Source organism: Variovorax rhizosphaerae (assembly GCF_037889975.1).
Taxonomy (GTDB): Bacteria; Pseudomonadota; Gammaproteobacteria; order Burkholderiales; family Burkholderiaceae_C; genus Variovorax; species Variovorax rhizosphaerae.
The window spans coordinates 52,240-73,050 of sequence record NZ_JBBKZT010000029.1 but is presented as its reverse complement, the minus strand read 5'-3'; the positions used below and the strand labels follow the sequence as shown (position 1 = coordinate 73,050).

The window sequence follows — 20,811 nt, the reverse complement described above, 5'->3', positions numbered from 1 at the left end:
CCTTGGGCACCCGTTCCAGTTCATCTCGCAAACCCATCAATACAAGCTGCCGTCCGTCGGCTTCATCTTCAAGACGAACCAGTTCACCCGGTCGGTGGATCGGCCTGGCGTGCCGAAGGTGCCGATGGTCGAGCCTGCGATGAACAGGTCGCCGTGCAGGTCCATCGCGATGCCGTAGCCGCGGTCGTGCCGGGGGCCCGTTGCGGGCAGGCCGGAGCCGTATTGCCTGACCCAGGTGCGTGTACCGTCGGCCTCGAAGCGCGCCGCGAACATGTCTTCGTCGCCCTTGGAGGTTTCGCCCGGCATCACGCCGTTGGTGTAGCCCGTGATGAAGACGGCGGAGCCGGCAGCGTCGGTCTTGATGCCGAAGGCTTCCTCGTCGAAGTAGCGCGGGCCACTCAGGGTCTGGGACGACAGGTTGTGCGCCCATTGCAGGGTGCCAAAGCCGTCGAAGCGCGCAATGAGGGCGTCGCCTGCGGTGCAGCAGAAGGGGTTCACCGTCGGGTTGCCCGCCACGTCGAAGTCTGCGTAGGTGCGGCCCGAGATGAACACGCGGCTGCCATCTGCAGAGACGGCAATGCTGTCGCTCGTGACCGGCAGCCCGTTGTTCGGCACGGCCGGGCCCAGCAGTGTTTCCCAGATCTGGGCACCGGTGCTGCCGTTGAACTTCGCCACGTAGGCGCCGCTGGCATTGAACTGGCTGCCGGATGCCCATCCCGTGAGGTAGGCGTTGCCCGCCGCGTCGACCGCCACCCCGTGGCCCTCGTTGTACGGCGCAGGCTGGCCGGTGTGGAACATGTCTTCCTTGATCCACTGGCGAACGCCCGCCGTGTCGTACTTGGCAAGGAACCACATGCTGGTGCCACCTGGCGGGTTGGTCAGCGGCAGTTGGCCGAAGGTACGCCCGGCAATGAAGGAGTTGCCGTTGGCGTCGACCGCGATGCCCAGGCCGCTGTCGAACGCGTTGGAGCCGAACTGGTGAGCCCACAACCGCGTGCCGTCGGGGCCGAATTTCGCGACGAAGACATCGGTATTGCCTGCCGCGATCTCACCCGCCAGCGTCGTGAGTGTCTGCCCGGTGACGTAGATGTTGCCCGCGCTGTCCACCGCGACGCTGTTGACCGCCTCAGCCACGCCAAAGCCGTTGTACGCGTCCAGCACCAGCCGTTGCCACAGCACGTTGCCCGCCGGGCCGTACTTCGCGATGAAGGGCTTCGATGCGCCTGGGTCCGTGCCAGCCGTGAAGATGCCGGTCGTATAGCCGCCGATGACCACGTTGCCCTGCGCATCCGTCGCGACGCTGTAGGCGACGTTGTACGGTACGAGTGGCGAGGGGAACTGCGCACCGTCCTGCTTGATGCCGGTCCACACCGAGATCACCGTCAGCGTCGCAGCGTCGGAGGTGACGTTGCCGGCCACATTGGACACGGTCACCGTGAAGGTGGCGCCGTTGTCGGCGATCGTGGTCGCGGGCGTGGTGTAGCTGGCCGCCGTGGCGCCGACGATCGGGCTGCCGTTGCGACTCCATTGGAAGGTCTGCGGTGCGGTGCCGCCCGGCACCACGGTGAACGTGGCCGTCGCGCCGGCAGTCACCGTGACATTCGCCGGCGCCGTCCCGATGGTGGGTGCCACTGGCGCCGCCGTCACGCTCAATGTGGCCTGCGCGCTTGTCGCGCTTCCGCCTGGATTGCTGACGACGACGCGGAAGGTCGCGCCGCTGTCGGAAAGGCCAGTGGCAGGCGTCGTGTAGCTGGCGCTGCTCGCACCCGCGATGTTGGCGTTGTTGCGCTGCCATTGATAACCGAGCGGTGCGGTGCCGGTCGCGATGACGCTGAAGGTCGCCGTCTGGCCGGCGGTGACGCTGGCGTTGGCCGGCGGCGTTGTGACAGCCGGCGCGATCGCGACGGCACCGACCGTCAGGGTGGCCGCGTTGCTGGTCACCGAACCGGCCGCATTGCTCACGACGACTGAGACCTGCGCGCCGTTGTCGGCTGCGCTGGCGTTCTGCAACGTGTAGCTGACCGCCGTGGCACCTGGAATCGTCGTGCCATTTCGTCTCCATTGATAGCTCGAGGGCGCGGAGCCGTCGGCGACGACGCTGAAACTCGCGGTCTGGCCGGCGACGACAGTCACACTCGCCGGCTGCGTGACGATCGACGGCGCCACGGGTGCCGCGGTGACGGACAGCACGGCCGCGCCGCTGGTGGCGCTGCCGGCGACGTTCGTCACCGTCGCGACGAAGCTTGCGCCGTTGTCGGCATCAGTGGTGGCTGGCGTCGTGTAGCTGGCGCCAGTCGCTCCCGGGATGCTGGTGCCGTTGCGGCTCCATTGGTAGCTCAAGGGCGCCGTGCCGGTCGCGGTGACCGAGAAGGTGGCCTGCTGGCCTGCGGCCACGGTGGTGCTGTTCGGCCCGGCAGTGACGATGGGCGCCACGGCCCCGGCCGTGACGGTGAGCAGGGCGTCGCCGCTCGTGGCGGCGCCTGCCGTGTTGGTCACCACCACGGAGAAGAGAGCCCCATCGTCCGCGGCCACGGTCGCGGCGGTGTCCTAGCTTGCCGAGGTGGCGCCGGAGATGGGCACGCCGTTGCGCAGCCATTGGTAGCTCAAGGGGGCGGTGCCCATCGCTGCGACGCCGAAGTTGGCCGTTTGTCCGACCAGCACGCCAGTTGCGGCCGGCTGCGCGGTGATGACTGGCGCAATGGCCATGGGGCCGACCGTGAGCATGGCCGGGCTGCTCGTCGCCGACCCGGCGGAATTGGTTGCGGCCACCGTGAAGATCGCGCCGTTGTCGATGGCCGTCGTGGCTGCGAGGGTGAAATCGGCGCTGGTCGCGCCCGGAATGTCCGTTCCGTCACGGCGCCACTGGTAGCTCAGTGGCGCGGTGCCGCTGGCGGTCACGCTGAACTTGGCCGCCTGGCCTTCGGCAACCGAGAGGCTCGCAGGCTGTGTGGTGATCGCTGGCGCGACGACAGGCGTCGGCAGCGGCAACGAGCGCCCACCGCCGCCGCCGCAGGCGACCAGGAGGGCCGCGAAGGCAAGCAGGCACCAGCGACATCCGCGTGCGAGGGCTCCGCGTTCGATGGCCATGAAAAGCATCAGCATCTTCGCCATGACTTTCTCTCCTTGCGTCGAAATCCGGACGCTCGTCCTACGCGGAAAAGCCCGCATCGGCGCGCCGTGATGGTTGAAAGTAGCAAGAAGCAACGCGGTGTTCCTCTATCAAATGACAGAGGAAATCGATGGGTGTGAACTCGGCGTCTGCACGCGCCAATCGCAACAAGGGCGGCGATCTCGCGTTCTCGCAGGGAAGTGTCTGTACGGCGGGCCGCCATGCCCTGGGCGCAGTTCTTCCACAAAGTGGATGAGGAAGCGGACGCTTCGCCCGCCTTGGACCGTTGCGCCGGTCCTTCTATCTGCGAAGAATGCCTTTCCAAGAACCGGCGCAACTGCATGAACGTCCAGGACCTGTACGAATTGGCCAGCGCCGCGGCGCTCGATTCGGCGCGCTGGGCAGATGTATTGCGCGCCGCCTGCGCAGCGACCGGCGCCATGGGCGGCGCGATGTTTTCACCGGGCGTCGACGCAAATGGGCCGCACCTGGGCGCCATCACCGACGGCTATGGAGACATTGCGGCCTACAAGGCCCATTGGGCGGCGCAGGACCCCTGGCTGGTGGCGGTTGCGGGCAAGCGCTTCTTCCAGACGGCTGGCGATGTGCACTTCGGACGCGAATTCCTGCCAGACGCCGATGTGAAGCGCACTGCGTACTACAACGACTTCGGCCGCTTCAGCGGTGGCGGTGCCGGTCACAAGATCTCGCTCAAGGTATGCGACGCCGATGATCCGTGCGCGCCGGTCACGCACCTCATCGTGGGCAGCCCCTTCTCGTCGCGCGATTTCGACGAGGAAGACAAGCGCGCGCTGGCCCGCTTCTGGCGGCCGGTCCAGCATGCCGTGCGCCTGCATTGGAAACTCGCACGCCACGTCGCGCCTGAGCATTCGCCCGCGATCGGACTGAAGCTCTTGCCGACGCCCGCGCTCATCCTGCGGGAAGACGCCTTCATCGAGTTCTGCAACACATCGGCGCTGGACATGCTGCGCAAGGGGTGCCTCCTGAAGGCGGCCAACGGCTATCTGCGCGGCGTCGGCAATCTGGATTCCGCTGCGCTCAAGACCTTGGTCTCCGGCGCCAGCAGGATCTGCTGCAAGACGGTGGTGCTGGCCGTCGAAGACGAGCGCGTGCGGCGCATGACCCTGAGCGCCGTGCCCATCCGCGAAGTCCCGCACTACGCCTGCGAATGGCCGCGCGCCAGCGTGATGCTGGTGATGCTGGACGGCCATGAGAGTGAAGGCGACGAGGAAAGCTGGCAACGCTGCCTGGCCCGGCACTTCGCGCTCACATCGAGCGAACAGTACGTGCTGCAACGCATCGCGACCGGCCGTACCGTGGGGGAGATCGCGGCCGAGAAGGACGTGATTCCCGCAACGGTCCGCACGCACTTGAATTCGCTGTTCGACAAGACAGGAAGGCGCCGGCAAAGCGAACTGGTGCGACTGGTCCTGGGGCGCTAGCGCGTGATGATCGGCTTCAGGGCGTTCACGCGCGCCGTCCTGCGTATCCCTGGGCATCGCCAGCAGTCGCCAGTCCCATGAGAACCGCCACGGGGCCAAACACCCCATGGGTTCCGGTTCCGAATTCCCGAGCACCGTCGGCAGCGGCGCGACGCCAACGCCGGCTTTCACACAGCCAGCAGCGCACGCTGCCGCCCTCGGGCCCCGATGTTTGCGCTGATGGCCTGACGAGTGGCGGGCGTACATGCCTACATCGGGCGCGCCGCGCGCGACGTATCACGGGGGCGTTGAAGCAAGGAGCCCTCAGATGCAACGCGAATCCGTGATCGACCAACTGAAGCAATACGACCAGCAACGTGCCGACTTTCCCGGCGAGCACGTCATCGTGCTCGGCGTGGGCGCCTTGCTGTTGTGGAAGGCCGCCACTGGCAGGTCCTTCATCGGGCGCACGCTGGCCGGGGCGCTGGGCACCGCGCTGGTGAGCCGGGCTGCGAGCGGCACGGGTGGCGTGGCACGCATCGGGCAGATGCTGGTCGGTCGAACGCAGCCGCGGTGAACAAGGTCGGCAGTAGCGAGCTTCTCGCCGCTCCTGTGCCCTTGCGATGGACGCTGGCTCGCATCGACTGTATATTCGTACAGTGACTGTCCAACGCAAGCTCGCCATCCTCGCCGACGCCGCCAAGTACGACGCCTCCTGCGCTTCGAGCGGCAGCAGCAAGCGCAACTCGGTCGGCGGGCGCGGCATCGGCTCGACCGAAGGCTCCGGCATCTGCCACAGCTACGCGCCCGACGGCCGCTGCATCTCTCTGCTGAAGATCCTGCTCACCAACTTCTGCCAGTACGACTGCCTCTACTGCGTCAACCGCGTCAGCAGCAACGTGCCGCGCGCCCGCTTCACCGTCGACGAGGTGGTGCAACTCACGCTCGACTTCTACCGCCGCAACTGCATCGAAGGCCTGTTCCTGTCGAGTGGCATCATCCAGAGCCCCGACTACACGATGGAGCAGGTGGTCGAGGTGGCGCGCGTGCTGCGGGTCGAGCATGACTTCCGCGGCTACATCCACCTGAAGACCATTCCGGATGCCTCGCCCGAGCTGCTGCAGAAGGCCGGGCGCTACGCCGACCGGCTCAGCATCAATATCGAGTTGCCGACGGTGCAGGGGCTCGAGGCGCTGGCGCCCGAAAAGGACGCCGCCGCCATCCGCCGTTCGATGGCGCGGCTGCGCGTGCACATCGACGATGCCAAGGGCGCAGCGCGCGACGACGCGGCCACCCCGGTCGCGTCGATGCCCGGCGCCAAGCCGGGCAGGGCGGCGGCGCCCAAGTTCGCGCCGGCCGGCCAAAGCACCCAGATGATCGTCGGCGCCGACGCCACCGACGACCGCACCATCCTCTCGACCAGCGCCAACCTGTACGGCGCCTATCGCCTCAAGCGCGTGTACTACTCGGCCTTCAGCCCGATCCCCGATGCCTCGCGCAACCTGCCGCTGGCCGCGCCGCCGATGGTGCGGGAGCACCGGCTCTACCAGGCCGACTGGCTCATGCGCTTCTACGGCTTCACGCATGACGAGATCGTGCCAGCGTCGGCGGAGGGCACGGCCGGCATGCTGTCGCTCGACGTCGACCCCAAGCTCGCCTGGGCGCTGGCGCATCGCGATCGTTTCCCGGTCGACCTCAACCTCGCGCCGCGCGAGATGCTGCTGCGCGTGCCAGGCCTGGGCGTGAAGGCCGCGGAGCGCCTGCTGGTCGCGCGTCGCGTTCGGCGCCTGCGCAGCGACGACCTCAAGCGGCTGCACGTGCCGATGCGCAAGGTGATGCCCTTCGTGCTGCTGGCCGACCACCGGCCCGGCCGGGCGCTGGAGGCCAGCGATCTGGCGGCGCGGTTGAAGCCCGCGCCAGTGCAGGCTTCGCTGTTTTCCGCCTGAGCGCCTACAGGGCGATCCGGCGCGCGGCCGGAGATTGAGCCCATGCCTGCGCAGCCATCTTTCGCCCCTCATACCGTCACCCTGGACGGCGACACCGACTGGCCCGGCTTCCGTCGCGAAGCACGCGAGATGCTTGCTCGGGGCGTGTCACCCGGGGACGTCGTCTGGCACACGCAGGCGAGCGCAGCTGCAGACCTGTTCGCCGCGCAACCCGCCATCGAGCCGCCCGCGGTCGAGAGCTTCCCGTCAGCCACGGGCGGGCGCTCGTCGCCAGTCATCGGGCAGCGGCCCTCGCCGGTCACGGCCGCGCGATCAGGGCCAGCCTCGACCTCCGTCCCACCCGACTTCATCCCCCTCTGCGAAACCGTGGTCCTGCACCGCGACCCCGGCCGCTTCGGCCTGCTGTACCGCCTGCTCTGGCGCCTGATGCACGAGCCGGCACTCAGGCACGACCCCATCGACCCCGACCGCGTCCAGGCCGACCAGATGGCGAAGGCGGTTCGCCGTGACATGCACAAGATGACGGCCTTCGTCCGCTTCCGCACCCTCGCGCCGCGAGGCGACGAAACGACGCCGCTGCACGTCGCCTGGTTCGAGCCCGAGCATCACATCGTCGAGGCCATCGCCCCGTTCTTCGTGCGCCGATTCACGCAGATGCGATGGGCCATCCTCACGCCGGAACGTTCGATGGAATGGGACGGCAAGTTCCTCCGCTTCGGCCCCGGCGCGCACAAGCAGGACGCGCCGCCGGCCGATGCGGGCGAGGCCCTGTGGCTCACCTACTACCGGCACATCTTCAACCCCGCACGGCTCAAGCTGGCGATGATGCAGAAGGAGATGCCGCGCCGCTACTGGCGCAACCTGCCCGAGGCCGAACTCATCAGCCCGCTCGCCGCCGAGGCCCTGTCGCGCAGCGGCCGGATGATCGATGCGCCGGCCACGACACCCACGCGCCGCATCGTGCCGCTGGTGCAGGCGGCGAACATCGAGGAGCAGCCCATGTCCGCCTCGCACCCGACGCTCTCGACCGACCCGGCCAAGGCGCTCGCCCAGTTCAAGGTTTCCACCGACCCTGCCAAGGCGCTGGCCCAACTCAAGGTCGCCACCAACCGCTGCCGCGAATGCCCGATCGGCGAGCACGCCACGCAATCCGTGTTCGGCGAAGGCCCGGTCAACGCCACGCTGATGGTCGTCGGCGAGCAGCCCGGCGACCAGGAAGACCTGCGCGGCCATCCCTTCGTCGGCCCGGCCGGCAAGCTGTTCGACCGCGCCTGCGCCGACCTCGGCTGGCCGCGCGACAGGATCTGGGTCAGCAATGCCGTCAAGCATTTCAAGTTCGAGTTGCGCGGCAAGCGCCGCATCCACAAGACGCCGAGCCAGCAGGAGGCCGCGGCTTGCCTGCATTGGCTCGAAAGCGAAATCGACCAAGTGAAGCCGCAAGCCCTGGTGGCGCTCGGCGCAACCGCGGCGCGCGCATTGCTCGGCCGCCCCGTCGCGGTGATGAAGGAGCGCGGCCAATGGCACGAAGGCCCGCGCGGCGAGCGGGTGCTGGTCACGCTGCATCCTTCCGCCTTGCTGCGCGGCGACCCCTCGCAGCAGGACGAGGCCTATGCCGCATGGCTGGCCGACCTTTCATTGGCCACCGATCTGGCAGTTCGGGGTGCGCGCCACTGAACGCACGCCTTCGTCCGCGTTGGCGCTGTAGTTTCAAGTTGCAGCGCGGTGTTGACAGTTGTTGCGGCACCCGGCGCACCATCGACAGCCGGACTGCGTGATGTCTTACAGCTTGCGTTGGCCCGACGTTGCATCTTGCCTGCAGCCCGTTCGAGCCAGGAGCCCAGCATGATGTCCAGCCACCGTGTCGAATTGATTTGCGTCGCGGTCCTTACGCCGCGCGGCCGATGATGGGCCCCCCCCTAGCCCGGCCGAGCCCGGCGAGGACTTCCGTTGCCTTTGGTGACCTGCTGGACCTCGCGCCCTGGCGCAGCCGGTCACCCCGCACTGTTTGCGAGGTGTGCCAGACCATCAACCTGGGGTCGCGCCGCTACTGCAAGGGCTGCACGGGCAAGTTGCCCGCGTACTACTCGGCGAACGCATCCCTCGCGTCGCAGCAATCGACCCGGCAGAGAGTCGCACCACCCCAGCCAAGACGTGTATCACTGGCCTCAGGCTGCATGGGTGCGCTGCTGATCGTCGTGGCGGCCGCCACAGGTCTTCCGCTGGTCGAATCCGCGCAGTCCGAAGCGCCCGTGGAACGCACCTTGCTGCAACCGCTCGCTCCGATTGCGTTGCCGGCGCGGGCCGCGATGCCGGTGGCCGTCCCGCCCGAGTCGACGACTTTGGCCATCAGCGAGGCGCCACCCGAAACTGGTTTTTCCGCCGCTGACGAAGACGAATACGAGACGCTTGAAAAAGCGGCAGTGGATCGCCCGTCCAGGAGAGTCGCTGCGGTCAAGCGGCAGGCACCGCCGCCGCAGCACGTGCCCGCTGTGCAGAGCGCAGCGGTCCAACTGGCCAAGTGCGACGAGTTGAATTTCTTCGCCCGCGCGATGTGTGTCAACCGTACCTGTGCCGAGCCATCGGCGGCTCGCGCGTCGTCTTGCGCGCAACCGATCCGCCAACGTCGCCTCGACGAAGCGCGCCGCGACCCGACGCTGGCCGGCTAAAGTCACGGGCATGCCAGCTGCCTGCCCTAACTGCGGAACCGACAACCGCGACAGTGCGATGTTCTGTCGCGGCTGCCTTTCCAAGTTGCCGGCGTTCTTGCCCACGGCGCCTTCGCTGCTGGAATCGCTGCGGACGGCGCCCCCGGGTGATGCGGACGGTGGCCGGCAGTCGGTCGTTGCACCGGCCAGCTTGCCGGACGCACGGAGGGTGGCGTCGTGGCTCTGCCTCGGAGTGCTCTTGCTGGTGTGTATCGTGGGCCTGGTCGTGTGGGTGGCGACGGCGTCGCGCGTGCCCCGCATGCATGCGCCCCCTGGTCTTGCGTTGGTGCAGGCCGCCGTTCCTCCGCCGCGCTCGCATGCGGTGGAAGAGGTCGAGGTGCTGACCGCCGCACATGCGCCGGTGTGGAAGCCCGAAGCATCATGGGTAGACCGCCAGGATGCGACGACAACGCAGCCCACCGTCGTGCCCGCGGCCACGCCAGACCCGCGCGTGAAGGCACGACCCGCCCGGGCGGTCCCGACCAGCAACGCCAAGCCACGCAAGGACCGCCGGCTGACACCCGTGGCCGTCTCCACGTCAGGTGCCCGCGCGGCATGCGACCGCTACAACCCGTACGGCGAGGCTCTCTGCACGCAGGGCGGGTATCCGTACAGGACCTGGTCGGAGCGCCACGGCAGGCGCTGATCCGATTCGCTCGCAGGCGCCCCCGGCCAGCGCCGATCGGTGCCAATGCGCGCCGCAATGCCGCCGTCATGCCGCCGTCATGCCGAAAACCGCAGCCTGAATTCCTTCGGCGTCATGCCCTTCACCGCGCGGAACTGGCGTGTGAAGTAACTCGGCTGCGCATAGCCCGCGGCCTCGGCGACATGGGCGATGCTGCGGTTGCCTTCCAGCAGCATTGCGCAGGCGTGGCCGATGCGCAGCGTCGCGAGGTAGTCGCTCACCGTCGTGCGCGTGCAGCGCTTGAAGAAGCGCTGCAACTGGCTCTCGCTCATCGCTGCCAGCTCCGCCAGGGTGGCCAGGCGAATCGGCTCGGCATAGTGCGTGTGCAGATGGGCAAGCACGCGGTCCAGGCGTGCGCGCTCGCGTGGCGCATCCTCTCCGGCAAAGCCTTGCAGTGCGAGCGGCTCGCGCCCGGCATCGGCGGCCAGCATCAGCAGCACCTCGACCAGCCCGAGCCAGCGTGCGGACGGCGTGGCATCGATGAGGGCCAGCAAGCGAGGCCGCACCAGCGCAGCTGTAGACGGCCCGAAGAACAGCCCGCGCGACGCGTCCGCCAGCAACGGCCCGATGCCGCCCAGCTCTGGATAGGGCAGGGTCAGACCTTCCGCCCATTCCCGCGTGAACCAGGCCACGAGAGCATGGTGCGGCTGCCCCGGCTGCAGCGCGCTGCGCGACTGCCATGCATGCGGCAGGTTCGGCCCGACCAGCACCAGGTCGCCATCGCCATAGCGCGCCACATGGTCGCCCACGAAGCGCTCGCCGACGCTGTTGAGCGTGAGCGTCAATTCGTATTCGGGGTGGTAGTGCCAGTTGAACGGAAAGGCTGGCAGGCGGCGGTCGAACAAGGTCCATGACTCGCCCCGGCCGACGCTGACTTGTTCGAATCGGGGGCGCAGGGGCATGGCTGGTGAATGGCGTGATTGCGTCGGCGAGAGGCCGTGGTGATGCGGCAATTGTGCAAGAAGCTGCGGCATCCCTGCCATGCGCGAAGGCCTTCGGAACCTACGCTCCTTTCACCGTGCCGCTGTTGGCACGAAAGGAGACCTCGAATGAAAAGCACCCTCGGATGGGGACTGATCGGCGCCAGCACGATCGCCCATGAATGGATGATCGACGCGATCCGCGCGCAGCCCGGCCACACCATCGCGGCCGTGATGAGCGGCGATGCACAACGCGGCGCAGCGTACGCGTCCGCACACGGCATCCCAGGCTCGACGACCGCGCTCGACGATCTGCTCGCCAACCCCGCCGTCGACGCGGTCTACATCAGCACCACCAACGAGTTGCATGCGCCGCAAGCCATTGCCGCAGCCCGCGCCGGCAAGCATGTCCTCTGCGAGAAGCCGCTGGCGATGACGCTGCCCGACGCACAGGCCATCGTCGCGGCCTGCAATGCCGCGGGCGTGGTGCTGGGCACCAACCACCACTTGCGCAATGCCGCCTCGCACATTGCGATGCGCCAGCTCATACGCGATGGCGCGATCGGCCAGCCGCTGTTCGCGCGTGTGTTCCATGCGGTGAAGCTGCCCGCGCACCTGCAAGGCTGGCGCGTGCACAAGCCCGATGCGGGCGGCGGCGTGATCCTCGACATCACCGTGCACGATGCCGACACGCTGCGCTTCCTGCTCGACGCGGAGCCGGTCGAGGCCGTGGCCATGACGCAGGGCGATGGCCCGGTTGAAGACGGCGTGATGGCCGTGCTGCGCTTCGACACCGGCGTGCTGGCGCAACTGCACGATGCGTTCAACGTCGCGCATGCGGGGACCGGCATCGAGATCCATGGCACGGCAGGCTCGATCGTCGGCCGCGACGTGATGACGCAACGGCCCGTGGGCGAAGTGCTGCTGCGCACTGCCGAAGGCGAGCGCCAGGTGCCGCTCGTGCCGCACGACCTCTATGCCCATTCGCTCGCGCAGTTCGCTGCCGCGGTGCGCGGCGAGGGTGCGCCTGCGGCTTCCGGCGAGGACGGGCTGCGCTCGCTGGCGGCGGCGCTGGCCGTCGTGGAGGCCTCGCGCACGGGCCAGCGCACGGCCGTTCGCCTCGGCTGAGGGCGCGGCGTGGACTACGACATCGTCATCATCGGTTCCGGCGCTGGCGGCGGCGCCATGGCGCTCAGCCTGGCCGACACGGGCGCGCGCATCCTGATCCTCGAGCGCGGCGAGCGCCTGCCGCGCGAACCGCAGAACAGCGACCCCGAGGCCGTGTTCGTCGAGCGCCGCTACCGCGCCCAGGAGCGCTGGCAGGACGGCGAGGGCAGGGCGTTCACGCCAGGCCAGTACTACTTCGTCGGCGGCCACACCAAGTTCTACGGCACCGCGATGTTCCGCCTGCGCGAGCGCGACTTCGAGGCCGTCGAGCACGAAGACGGCATCTCGCCCGCATGGCCGATCCGCTATGCCGACCTGGAGCCCTTCTACGCCGAGGCCGAGCAACTGTTTCATGTCCACGGACACGCCGGCACCGATCTGAGCGAGCCACCGCGCAGCAGCGCCTATCCGTTCCCGCCGGTACCGCACGAGCCGCTCATAGGCGAGCTGGCCGGCAAGTTGCGAGCCCTCGGCCTGAATCCCTTCCACATGCCATCCGCCATCGACCTGCGCGAAGGCGGCCCCTGCCTGCGTTGCGGCACTTGCGACGCCTTCCCCTGCGCGGTGCAGGCCAAGGGCGATGCCGAGAAGTGCCTGATCGACCCGGCCCTGCGCCACCCGAACGTCACGCTGCAGACCGGCAGCGAGGTCGCGCGCCTCGTCACTGATGAACTTGGCCGGAACATCGTCGCTGCGGAGGTCTTGCACAAGGGCGAGCGGCAGACGGTGCGCGCGCCACTGTTCATCCTGAGCGCAGGCGCCATCAACTCGGCCGTGTTGCTGCTGCGCTCAGCCACATCGCGGCACCCCAACGGTCTGGCCAACACATCGGGCTGCGTCGGCCGACACTTCATGAACCACAACACGACCTGCCTGATGGGCATGCTGCCGCTGACCGTCAACGACACGCGCTTCACCAAGACGCTGGCGCTGAACGACTTCTACCTCGGCGCACCGGACGAGCGCGTACCCTTCGGCAACGTGCAGATGCTGGGCAACATCCAGGAGCCGATGGTGCGCTCGGCCATGCCAGCGATGCCGCGCTGGGCAGGCCGCATGCTCACGCGCCACAGCGTCGACTGGCTGGTCATGTCCGAAGACCTTCCGCATGCGCAGAGCACCGTGCGCCCACTCACTGGCGGCGGAGTGGCGCTGAACTGGCATCGAACCAACATGGCCACGCATCGCCGCTTCGTGAGCCGCACCAAAGGGCTATTGAAGCGCATCGGCTTCAGCGCCATCCTGAGCCGCCCCTTCGGCGCCGACACGCCATCGCACCAGTGCGGCACCGTCCGCATGGGCGACGACCCGGCGCAGTCCGCGCTCGACCGCTGGTGCCGCAGCCACGACCACCCGAACCTGTTCGTGGTCGACGCCAGCCATTTCCCTTCGTCGGGCGCCCTCAATCCGGCCCTGACCATCGTCGCGCAGGGCCTGCGGGTAGGGCGCCATATCCGGGAAAGTACTTAATAAATCTAATTGATTTAGTTAGTCGGCGCGCCCACAATCGCTCCACGCCGCCAGCCATCCAAACCTGGCGACGCAAGGCCCTCACCACCCAACGCGGCCGCCCACCGACCGCAAACGCCAAATGGAGACACTCATGCCGAAGACCCCGATCCGCATTGCCCTCACCATCACCGCCGGCCTCTGCGCCGCAGGCTTCGCCGTCGCGGCGGACCAGCCGGTGGTCGGGCTTATCACCAAGACGGACACCAATCCGTTCTTCGTGAAGATGAAGGAGGGCGCCCAGGCGGCAGCAACCGCGCAGGGCGCCAAGCTGCTGAGCGCCGCCGGCAAGCAGGACGGCGACAACGCCGGCCAGGTGACGGCCATCGAGAACATGATCGCGGGCGGCGCCAAGACCATCCTGATCACGCCCAACGACTCCAAGGCCATCGTTCCGGCCATCAAGAAGGCCCAGGCGCAAGGCGTGATGTTCATCGCGCTCGACAGCCCGACCGAACCGGCCGACGCCGCCGACGCGCTCTTCGCCACCAACAACTACACCGCCGGTGAACTGATCGGCAAGTACGCCAAGGTCGCCATGGCCGGCAAGCCCGCCAAGATCGCCACGCTTGACCTGTTCCCGGGCCACCCGGTCGGCGCCCAGCGCCACAACGGCTTCATGAACGGCTTCGGCCTCAAGTCGCTCGACGCCAAGAGCAACGAACTCGCGAAGGACGCGGCCGTGGTCTGCATGGCCGACAGCTTCGGCGACCAGGCCAAGGGCCAGACCGCGATGGAAAACTGCCTGCAGAAGAACCCCGACATCAACCTCGTCTACACCATCAACGAACCCGCCGCCGCCGGTGCCTTCCAGGCGCTGAAGAACGCCGGCAAGGAGAAGGGCGTGGTGATCGTCTCGGTCGACGGCGGTTGCGCCGGCATCAAGAACGTGAAGGCCGGCGTCATCGCCGCCACCTCGCAGCAGTACCCGCTCAAGATGGCCTCGATGGGCGTGGAAGCCGGCGTGGCCTATGCCAAGAACGGCACCAAGGCCAAGGGCTACACCGACACCGGCGTCACGCTGATCACCGACAAGCCGATGGCCGGCGTCGACAGCAAGGACACAAAGGTCGGCACCGACCTTTGCTGGGGCAACAAGTAAGCGCCGGGACATGACATGAGCACCGCCGCCGCCACCCCCAAAGCTGACACCGGAAGCAAGCTGAAGCTTCCGCCGGTCGCCACCCTCGGACCGCTGATCGCGCTGCTGATCGCAGTCGTGTTCTTCTCGACGCAGAGCGACCGATTCCTCTCGGTACAGAACTTCTCGCTGATTCTTCAGCAGGTGATGGTGGTGGGCACGATCGCGATCGGCCAGACGCTCATCATCCTCACGGCCGGCATCGACCTGAGCTGCGGCATGGTGATGTCGCTGGGCGGCATCGTCATGACCAAGCTGGCGGTGGCCAGCGGCATGAACCAGTACCTGGCCATCGTGTGCGGGATCCTGGCGTGCATGGCCTTCGGGCTGGTCAACGGCCTGCTGGTCACGCGCATCAAGCTGCCGCCGTTCATCGTCACGCTGGGAACGATGAACATCGCCTTCGCGATCACGCAGCTTTACTCGGGTGCGCAGACCATCACCGACTTGCCGCCTGCGATGACCTTCTTCGGCAACACCATCTCGCTGGGCGGCGCGGCGCTCAACTACGGGACGATCTTCATGATCGTGCTGTACATCTTCATGTGGTGGGGCCTGCGTGACACGCAGCCCGGGCGGCATGTCTATGCGGTGGGCAACAACCCTGAAGCGACGCGCCTCACCGGTATCGCGACCGACAAGGTGCTGCTGATGGTCTACGTGACCGCCGGCCTCTTCTACGGCATCGCGTCGCTGCTGTCGGTGGCCCGCACCGGTGTGGGTGACCCCAACGCCGGCCAGACCGAGAACCTCGACGCCATCACGGCCGTGGTGCTCGGCGGCACCAGCCTCTTCGGCGGTCGCGGCATCATCCTGGGCACGCTGCTCGGCGCGGTGATCGTGGGTGTGTTCCGCAATGGGCTGACGCTGATGGGCGTGGCCTCGGTCTACCAGGTGCTCATCACCGGTGTGCTGGTCATCTTGGCCGTCGCTACCGATCAACTGTCTCGCAAGGGAGCTCGCTAGTCATGGAACACCCCCGAAGCGCCTTCGGCGCCTCCCCCTCAAGGGGGCGCACCCAGCGGCCCGGCAAAGCCGGTTCCGCGGGTGCTCACGAACAGGCAGCCTTGTACATCCCCTTTATTTCATGCGTCGTGACGCGCGCAGCGCGGTGGAGCAATTGACATGACTACTCCGGTACATTCCCACGGCCCGCTCGTCATGGAGGCCAAGGGCCTGGTCAAGCGCTACGGCAACGTCACCGCGCTGGACGGCGCGGACTTCGAACTGCGGGCCGGCGAGATCATGGCTGTGATCGGCGACAACGGCGCCGGCAAGTCCTCGCTGATCAAGGCGCTCTCCGGCGCGACGATTCCCGACGAGGGCGAGGTCAAGCTCGACGGCAAGGTGATCCACTTCAAGTCGCCGATGGACGCACGCAAGGAAGGCATCGAGACGGTCTACCAGGACCTGGCCGTGGCCCCCGCGATGTCAATCTCCGAGAACCTGTTCCTCGGCCGCGAGATCATCAAGGAAGGCTTCTTCTCCAAGCTGCTGCGCATCATCGACAAGAAGAAGATGCTCGACGAAAGCATCGCCCGCATGAACGACCTCAAGGTGGGCATCCGCTCGATGACGCAGGCGGTGGAGACGCTCTCCGGCGGCCAGCGTCAATGCGTGGCGGTGGCGCGCAGCGCGGCCTTCGCCAGGCACGTCGTGATCCTGGACGAGCCGACCGCGGCGCTCGGCGTGAAGGAGGGCAACATGGTGCTAGAACTCATCCGCCGGGTGCGGGAGAAGGGCCTGCCCGTGATCCTCATCAGCCACAACATGCCGCACGTCTTCGAGATCGCCGATCGCATCCACATCGCCCGGCTGGGCAAGCGGGCCTGCATCGTCAACCCGAAGAACATCAGCATGAGTGACACGGTGGCGGTGATGACCGGCGCCATGCGTCCCGACGAGCTGCCGGCGCAGGCGCTGGCCTGAAGGTTCAACGCAGGCGAAGCGGAAGAACCATGCTGAAGAACATCGACCCATTGCTCGCGCCGGACCTGCTGAAGGTGCTGTGCGAGATGGGCCACGGTGACGAGATCGTGCTGGCCGACGCCAACTTCACCGCGCATTCCCTGGCCCGCGGCAAGCCGATCATCCGGCTGCCCGGCGTGGGCATGCGCGAGGCCTGCGCGGCGGTGCTGTCGGTGCTGCCGCTCGATGCGGCGGTGGCGCAGCCGGTGACCTTCATGCAGGTGGGCGACACGCCGCAAGGCTATCGCTCCGCCCTGCAGCGCGACGTGATTGGCAAGATGTGCGAGCGCGGGGATGCAGAGGAGGGGCAGTGCGAGGCGGTGGAGCGCTTCGCGTTCTACGAGCGCGTCGGGCGGGCGTTTGCGATCGTGCAAACTGGGGAGATGCAGGCGTTTTCGAATTTTGTTTTCAAGAAGGGCGTGATTGCGCACGCCTTGGTGCCATGAGCGCAGGGCCGGGCCGCCCCAAGCAAGCTCGCGCCCCCTCGGGGGGAAGCGAGGACACGAAGTGCCGAGCTTGGGGGCACCAATGAGAGTTGCGGCAAGTACGAGCGCCAGCGCCGCTCGGCCGTCTCCCGAGACCGCGCGCCCCGCGGAAGCAGCCGCCCCCCGGCTGCGCCCGCGCGGCTCCAACCAGGTCGGCATGCGCCAGTTCAACGAGCGCGTGGTGTTGCAAGCCATCCGCCTGCACGGCGCGCTGCCCAAGGCCGAGATCGCACGCGTCACGCACCTCACGGCGCAGACCGTGCAGATCATCATCGCCCGGCTCGAAGCCGATGGCCTGGTGCTCAAGCATGCGCCGGTGCGCGGCAAGATCGGCCAGCCCTCCATCCCGATGGCGCTGAACCCCGACGGCGCCTACTCCATCGGCATCAAGATCGGCCGCCGCAGCCTGGACGTGCTGCTGGTCGACTTCACCGCGCAGGTGCGCGAGCGCCTCACGCTCGACTACGAGTTCCCCGACCCCGACACGCTGTTCGACGAGATCCGCAGCCGCCTCGCCGCGCTGCGCAAGTCGCTCGGCCCCAAGCGAGCGCAACTGCTGCATGGCATCGGCATCGCGGCCCCGCTGTCGCTCGGCGGCTGGCAATCATTGCTCGGCGTTGCGCCGGAGCGGGCCGGCAAGTGGAGCCGCATCGACATCCAGGCCAAGGTCGCGGCCATGACCGTGTTGCCGGTGGAAATGGTCAAGGACACCTCCGCCGCCTGCGTGGCCGAACTGGTGGCCGGGCGCGGGCGCAGCATCCGCAGCTTTCTCTACATCTACATCGACACCTTCATCGGCGGCGGCCTGGTCATCGACAGCCACCTGCGCCACGGCGTCACCGGCAATGCCGGCGCGGTCGGCTCGATGCCGCTCGGCCTCGGCGGTGCAGACGGTGCACCGCCGCGCCAGTTGCTGAGCGTGGCGTCGCTGTTCACGCTGGAGGCGATGTACGCGAAGGCGAAGCTCGATCCCAGCGCCTTTGCCGACGAGCGTGCGCTGCAGGCGCCGTGGTTGCCCGTCACGCAGGCCTGGATGCGCGAGTCGGCCTTGGCCATTGCGCTGGCCATCGACAGCGCGGCGGCACTGCTCGACCTGGACGGCGTGATCATCGACGGCTCCTTCAGCCGCGAGATGCTGGCCGCGCTGCTGGCGCAGGTCGGCGAGGCTTTCGACCACTACAGCTGGGAGGGCGTGACGCGGCCGCAGATCCTGGCGGGGGCGATCGGGGCCGATGCGCGGGCCATTGGTGGGGCGCTGCTGCCCTTGTATGGCAACTTTGCGCCGGATCGGGATCTGTTCCTCAAGGTTGAGCGGTAAGGCCCGGGCGCTCGTGCGCCAGGCGCCGCCTCCGCGTGCCCGTAGGCGGGGGCGTGAACGAGCGTGTCGCAAACTGCCGCCGCACGGCTCCACCTTACTCGGCCCCTGGCCTCCAAACCTGCACCAACGCCTTCAGCTTCCCTTTCAACGTCAGCCGATCATTCGACAGCGCATCCAGAAAATCCGAAAGCCGCTGCGACTTCACCATCGTGTACACCGTGAGCCAGGTCGTGAACCCGAACACCACAAAGAACCAGATCAGCTTGGTCATCAGCGGCGACTCGGCCTCGGCCAGCAGGTTCATGCCCAGGAAGCCGGTGGTGATGGTGCCGATCAGGCCGAACAGCGTCACCACCGTCAAGCGAACCACAGTGTTGGCCTGTCGCCGCAGACTGTCCGCGTCGAGGTACGTGTTCATCTCGGCGATCCGGTCCTTGACCTCGTCGTAAAGCGGGTCGAGCGCAAGGTGTGCGGCGCACATGCGCGAGAGCGCGCGCACCTGCGACTGCTCGGACACCTCATGGAACCAGTAGCGGTGCGTGAAGCGCAGGAAGCGTTCGAAGTTGTGCCGGATGGCGCGCTTGAAGCGCTTGACGCTCGGCGTGTTGCGCACGTCGAGCTTGCCGAGCGCCTCCACTAGCTGGTCGGAGAACAGCAGCAGCGATGCCTTCTGGAAGTGGCAGATCAGGAACAGCAAGAAGTGCTGGTGCCGGAACTGCGCCAGCACGCCGCGGTCGCGGCAGCAGAAGAATTCGGAGCGCGCATCGCCCACCACCACCAGCGAATAGCCGCTGCACATGTAGCGCGTGTTCGGTGCGCTGCCGCCATCGACCCAGAAGCGGTCGTAGCAGTACTTCCGCTCGAAGTCCTCCAGGTGCTGCTCGGCATAGGGCAGGGTGGCGTCGCTTTCGCCGGCGCCGGTGATCAGGCCGAGCCGCACATAGTCGTTGCGCGTGAGCCGGGACGGGTCGTCCAGCGAGACATACGCCATCGTCGGCATGCGGTAGTACTCGATCTGCCGGTAGCGCAGCACGCCCGGCTCGGCGGAATGGTCGCTCACCAGCGGCTGCATCACGTGCGCCCAGTGCGCGGAAAAGCGCGGCGCGCGGTGCTCGGCCACGTGCGACAGGAAGGCCTCGCGGTCTTGCGCGTCGGAGTGCGAGAGCACCACACCGTCGGCGCCCAGCCATTCGACTTTGTGCAGGCAGTGCAGCGGCGTGCCCTGGGGGTCCCAGCCGGCCGGGTAGGCGCGGCCGAAGCGGTAGAGCACCTCCTGCGCCTGCGCCAGGCTGATGTTGTCCGCGCCGACCTCGATGTTGAGCATCACCACGTCGAGGTCGAAGAAGAAGTACAGGTCCGCGTGGATCACCTGCAGCGTGATCGGCGCCTCGTCCGGCCGCGTGACGATGCGCACCGCCGCGATGTCGTGCCGGCGGAACACGCGCATCGGCGAATCGCCATCCTTGCCGCCGCCATCGCGCGCGCGGCCTTCGCCGTACAGGAAGCGCTGCACGTAGGGCAGGAAGCTCACGAATTCGTTGTAGTGGCGTTCGTGGAAGCGGCTGCTGTCGCCCGTGTATTCGTCGACTTCTTCCTTCCACGGCGAATCGGCGCCCAGCGAGCGCAGCACCTGCCAGGGGCTGACGTTTCCACCGGATGTGGAGGGCGTGGGCATGAGCCGCAACGGCCAGAGCAGGATCTGGCGGAAGTGCTGGACGTGGGGTGGCGGAGCGAGGTGCGACATGGCCTCAGTTCATGGAGGGATCTTTCAAGGGTAATCCTCTAAGCTGTCGCCTGCCTGATCGAGCAGCTTCAGGGACTTGAATCGCTGCGGCGCCAGTTGCTGCTGGCACTGATGGTGCGCGGCTCGTGCTGCGCCAGGGAACGTGCGCCGGCGTCGATTCAGCCCACTTCCGCGATCATTTCGATCTCGACGCAAGCGCCCATCGGCACCTGCGCCACGCCAAAGGCGCTGCGCGCATGCGCACCCTTGTCGCCGAACACCTCCGCGATCAATTCGCTGCAGCCGTTGGTGACCAGGTGCTGCTCGGTGAAGCTGCCGGTCGAGTTGACCAGGCTCATGAGCTTGACGATGCGCGTGACCTTGTTCAGGTCGCCCACGGCCGCGTGCAGCGTGCCGATCAGGTCGATGGCGATGGCGCGGGCGGCCAGCTTGCCCTCGGCCGTATCGATGTTCGCGCCCAGCTGGCCGACCCAGACCTTGCCATCCTTCTTGGCCAGGTGCCCCGAGAGGAACACCAGGTTGCCGGTGCGCACGAAGGGCACATAGGCCGCAGCCGGCACGGAAACCGGCGGCAGGTTGATGCCGAGTTGGGTCAGCTTGTCGTAAACGCTCATGAGGTTCATCTCCGGAAGTTCATTCAAAAAGGGCTCCTGCCGCGCGCACCTCGATGGA

General features: G+C 67.5%; 18 protein-coding genes and 1 pseudogene. 14 read left to right on the top strand and 5 right to left on the bottom strand.

What is annotated here, in order from left to right; translation table 11 throughout:
* Window positions 1–36 precede the first annotated feature (36 nt).
* Window positions 37–2,532, bottom strand: coding sequence for an immunoglobulin domain-containing protein (locus tag WKW82_RS35490; RefSeq protein ID WP_340347829.1), 2,496 nt, complete (start codon window positions 2,530–2,532; stop codon window positions 37–39).
* A gap of 15 nt (window positions 2,533–2,547) precedes the next feature.
* Entirely contained in the window at window positions 2,548–3,111 is a 564-nt protein-coding gene (locus WKW82_RS35485) for an immunoglobulin domain-containing protein (protein ID WP_340347828.1), read from the bottom strand.
* Window positions 3,112–3,450: 339 nt separating this feature from the next.
* Here WKW82_RS35485 and WKW82_RS35480 point away from each other — a divergent pair, with 339 nt between their 5' ends.
* The 7 genes and pseudogenes from WKW82_RS35480 (at window position 3,451) to WKW82_RS35455 (ending at window position 9,848) form a co-directional block, all read left to right on the top strand.
* Window positions 3,451–4,572, top strand: coding sequence for a helix-turn-helix transcriptional regulator (locus tag WKW82_RS35480; RefSeq protein ID WP_340347826.1), 1,122 nt, complete (start codon window positions 3,451–3,453; stop codon window positions 4,570–4,572).
* A 307-nt stretch (window positions 4,573–4,879) separates the two neighbouring features.
* On the top strand, window positions 4,880–5,128 hold the full coding sequence (locus WKW82_RS35475) for a hypothetical protein (protein ID WP_340347824.1): 249 nt from the start codon (window positions 4,880–4,882) through the stop codon (window positions 5,126–5,128).
* A gap of 82 nt (window positions 5,129–5,210) precedes the next feature.
* A complete protein-coding gene (locus WKW82_RS35470; RefSeq protein WP_340347823.1) occupies window positions 5,211–6,497 on the top strand; it encodes a putative DNA modification/repair radical SAM protein in 1,287 nt (428 codons plus the stop codon).
* 42 nt (window positions 6,498–6,539) lie between these two features.
* The gene (locus tag WKW82_RS35465; protein WP_340347821.1) at window positions 6,540–8,171 is read left to right on the top strand and encodes a UdgX family uracil-DNA binding protein; all 1,632 of its coding nucleotides are present in this window, start codon (window positions 6,540–6,542) and stop codon (window positions 8,169–8,171) included.
* 338 nt (window positions 8,172–8,509) lie between these two features.
* The gene (locus tag WKW82_RS35460; protein ID WP_340347820.1) at window positions 8,510–9,163 is read left to right on the top strand and encodes a hypothetical protein; all 654 of its coding nucleotides are present in this window, start codon (window positions 8,510–8,512) and stop codon (window positions 9,161–9,163) included.
* Window positions 9,164–9,173: 10 nt separating this feature from the next.
* A pseudogene (locus WKW82_RS40715) lies at window positions 9,174–9,245 on the top strand (DUF7577 domain-containing protein); the annotation flags it as partial.
* Between the two features lie 156 nt (window positions 9,246–9,401).
* On the top strand, window positions 9,402–9,848 hold the full coding sequence (locus WKW82_RS35455; RefSeq protein ID WP_340347818.1) for a hypothetical protein: 447 nt from the start codon (window positions 9,402–9,404) through the stop codon (window positions 9,846–9,848).
* Window positions 9,849–9,925: 77 nt separating this feature from the next.
* On the opposite strand, the gene WKW82_RS35450 is transcribed toward WKW82_RS35455, so the two are convergent.
* Window positions 9,926–10,789 (bottom strand): helix-turn-helix domain-containing protein, encoded by an 864-nt coding sequence (locus WKW82_RS35450; RefSeq protein WP_340347816.1) that lies wholly within the window; start codon window positions 10,787–10,789, stop codon window positions 9,926–9,928.
* A gap of 147 nt (window positions 10,790–10,936) precedes the next feature.
* Here WKW82_RS35450 and WKW82_RS35445 point away from each other — a divergent pair, with 147 nt between their 5' ends.
* The 7 genes from WKW82_RS35445 (at window position 10,937) to WKW82_RS35415 (ending at window position 18,395) form a co-directional block, all read left to right on the top strand.
* Window positions 10,937–11,935 (top strand): Gfo/Idh/MocA family protein, encoded by a 999-nt coding sequence (locus tag WKW82_RS35445; RefSeq protein ID WP_340347814.1) that lies wholly within the window; start codon window positions 10,937–10,939, stop codon window positions 11,933–11,935.
* 9 nt (window positions 11,936–11,944) lie between these two features.
* Window positions 11,945–13,444: a GMC oxidoreductase gene (locus WKW82_RS35440; RefSeq protein ID WP_340347812.1), complete on the top strand. Its 1,500-nt coding sequence runs from the start codon at window positions 11,945–11,947 to the stop codon at window positions 13,442–13,444.
* 133 nt (window positions 13,445–13,577) lie between these two features.
* Complete coding sequence (locus WKW82_RS35435; RefSeq protein ID WP_340347810.1) at window positions 13,578–14,585, top strand: sugar ABC transporter substrate-binding protein; 1,008 nt, start codon at window positions 13,578–13,580, stop codon at window positions 14,583–14,585.
* 15 nt (window positions 14,586–14,600) lie between these two features.
* On the top strand, window positions 14,601–15,590 hold the full coding sequence (locus WKW82_RS35430) for an ABC transporter permease (RefSeq protein WP_340347808.1): 990 nt from the start codon (window positions 14,601–14,603) through the stop codon (window positions 15,588–15,590).
* Window positions 15,591–15,749: 159 nt separating this feature from the next.
* Window positions 15,750–16,553 (top strand): ATP-binding cassette domain-containing protein, encoded by an 804-nt coding sequence (locus WKW82_RS35425; protein WP_340347806.1) that lies wholly within the window; start codon window positions 15,750–15,752, stop codon window positions 16,551–16,553.
* 29 nt (window positions 16,554–16,582) lie between these two features.
* On the top strand, window positions 16,583–17,038 hold the full coding sequence (locus tag WKW82_RS35420; RefSeq protein ID WP_340347805.1) for an RbsD/FucU family protein: 456 nt from the start codon (window positions 16,583–16,585) through the stop codon (window positions 17,036–17,038).
* A gap of 196 nt (window positions 17,039–17,234) precedes the next feature.
* Window positions 17,235–18,395, top strand: a complete 1,161-nt coding sequence (locus WKW82_RS35415; protein ID WP_340347803.1) for an ROK family transcriptional regulator — start codon at window positions 17,235–17,237, stop codon at window positions 18,393–18,395.
* A gap of 94 nt (window positions 18,396–18,489) precedes the next feature.
* Here the strand turns inward: WKW82_RS35415 and WKW82_RS35410 are convergent, their stop codons facing one another.
* Both WKW82_RS35410 and WKW82_RS35405 read right to left on the bottom strand, forming a co-directional pair.
* Entirely contained in the window at window positions 18,490–20,139 is a 1,650-nt protein-coding gene (locus tag WKW82_RS35410; protein ID WP_340347802.1) for a hypothetical protein, read from the bottom strand.
* A 158-nt stretch (window positions 20,140–20,297) separates the two neighbouring features.
* The gene (locus WKW82_RS35405; protein WP_340347801.1) at window positions 20,298–20,753 is read right to left on the bottom strand and encodes a RidA family protein; all 456 of its coding nucleotides are present in this window, start codon (window positions 20,751–20,753) and stop codon (window positions 20,298–20,300) included.
* Between the last annotated feature and the right edge of the window lie 58 nt (window positions 20,754–20,811).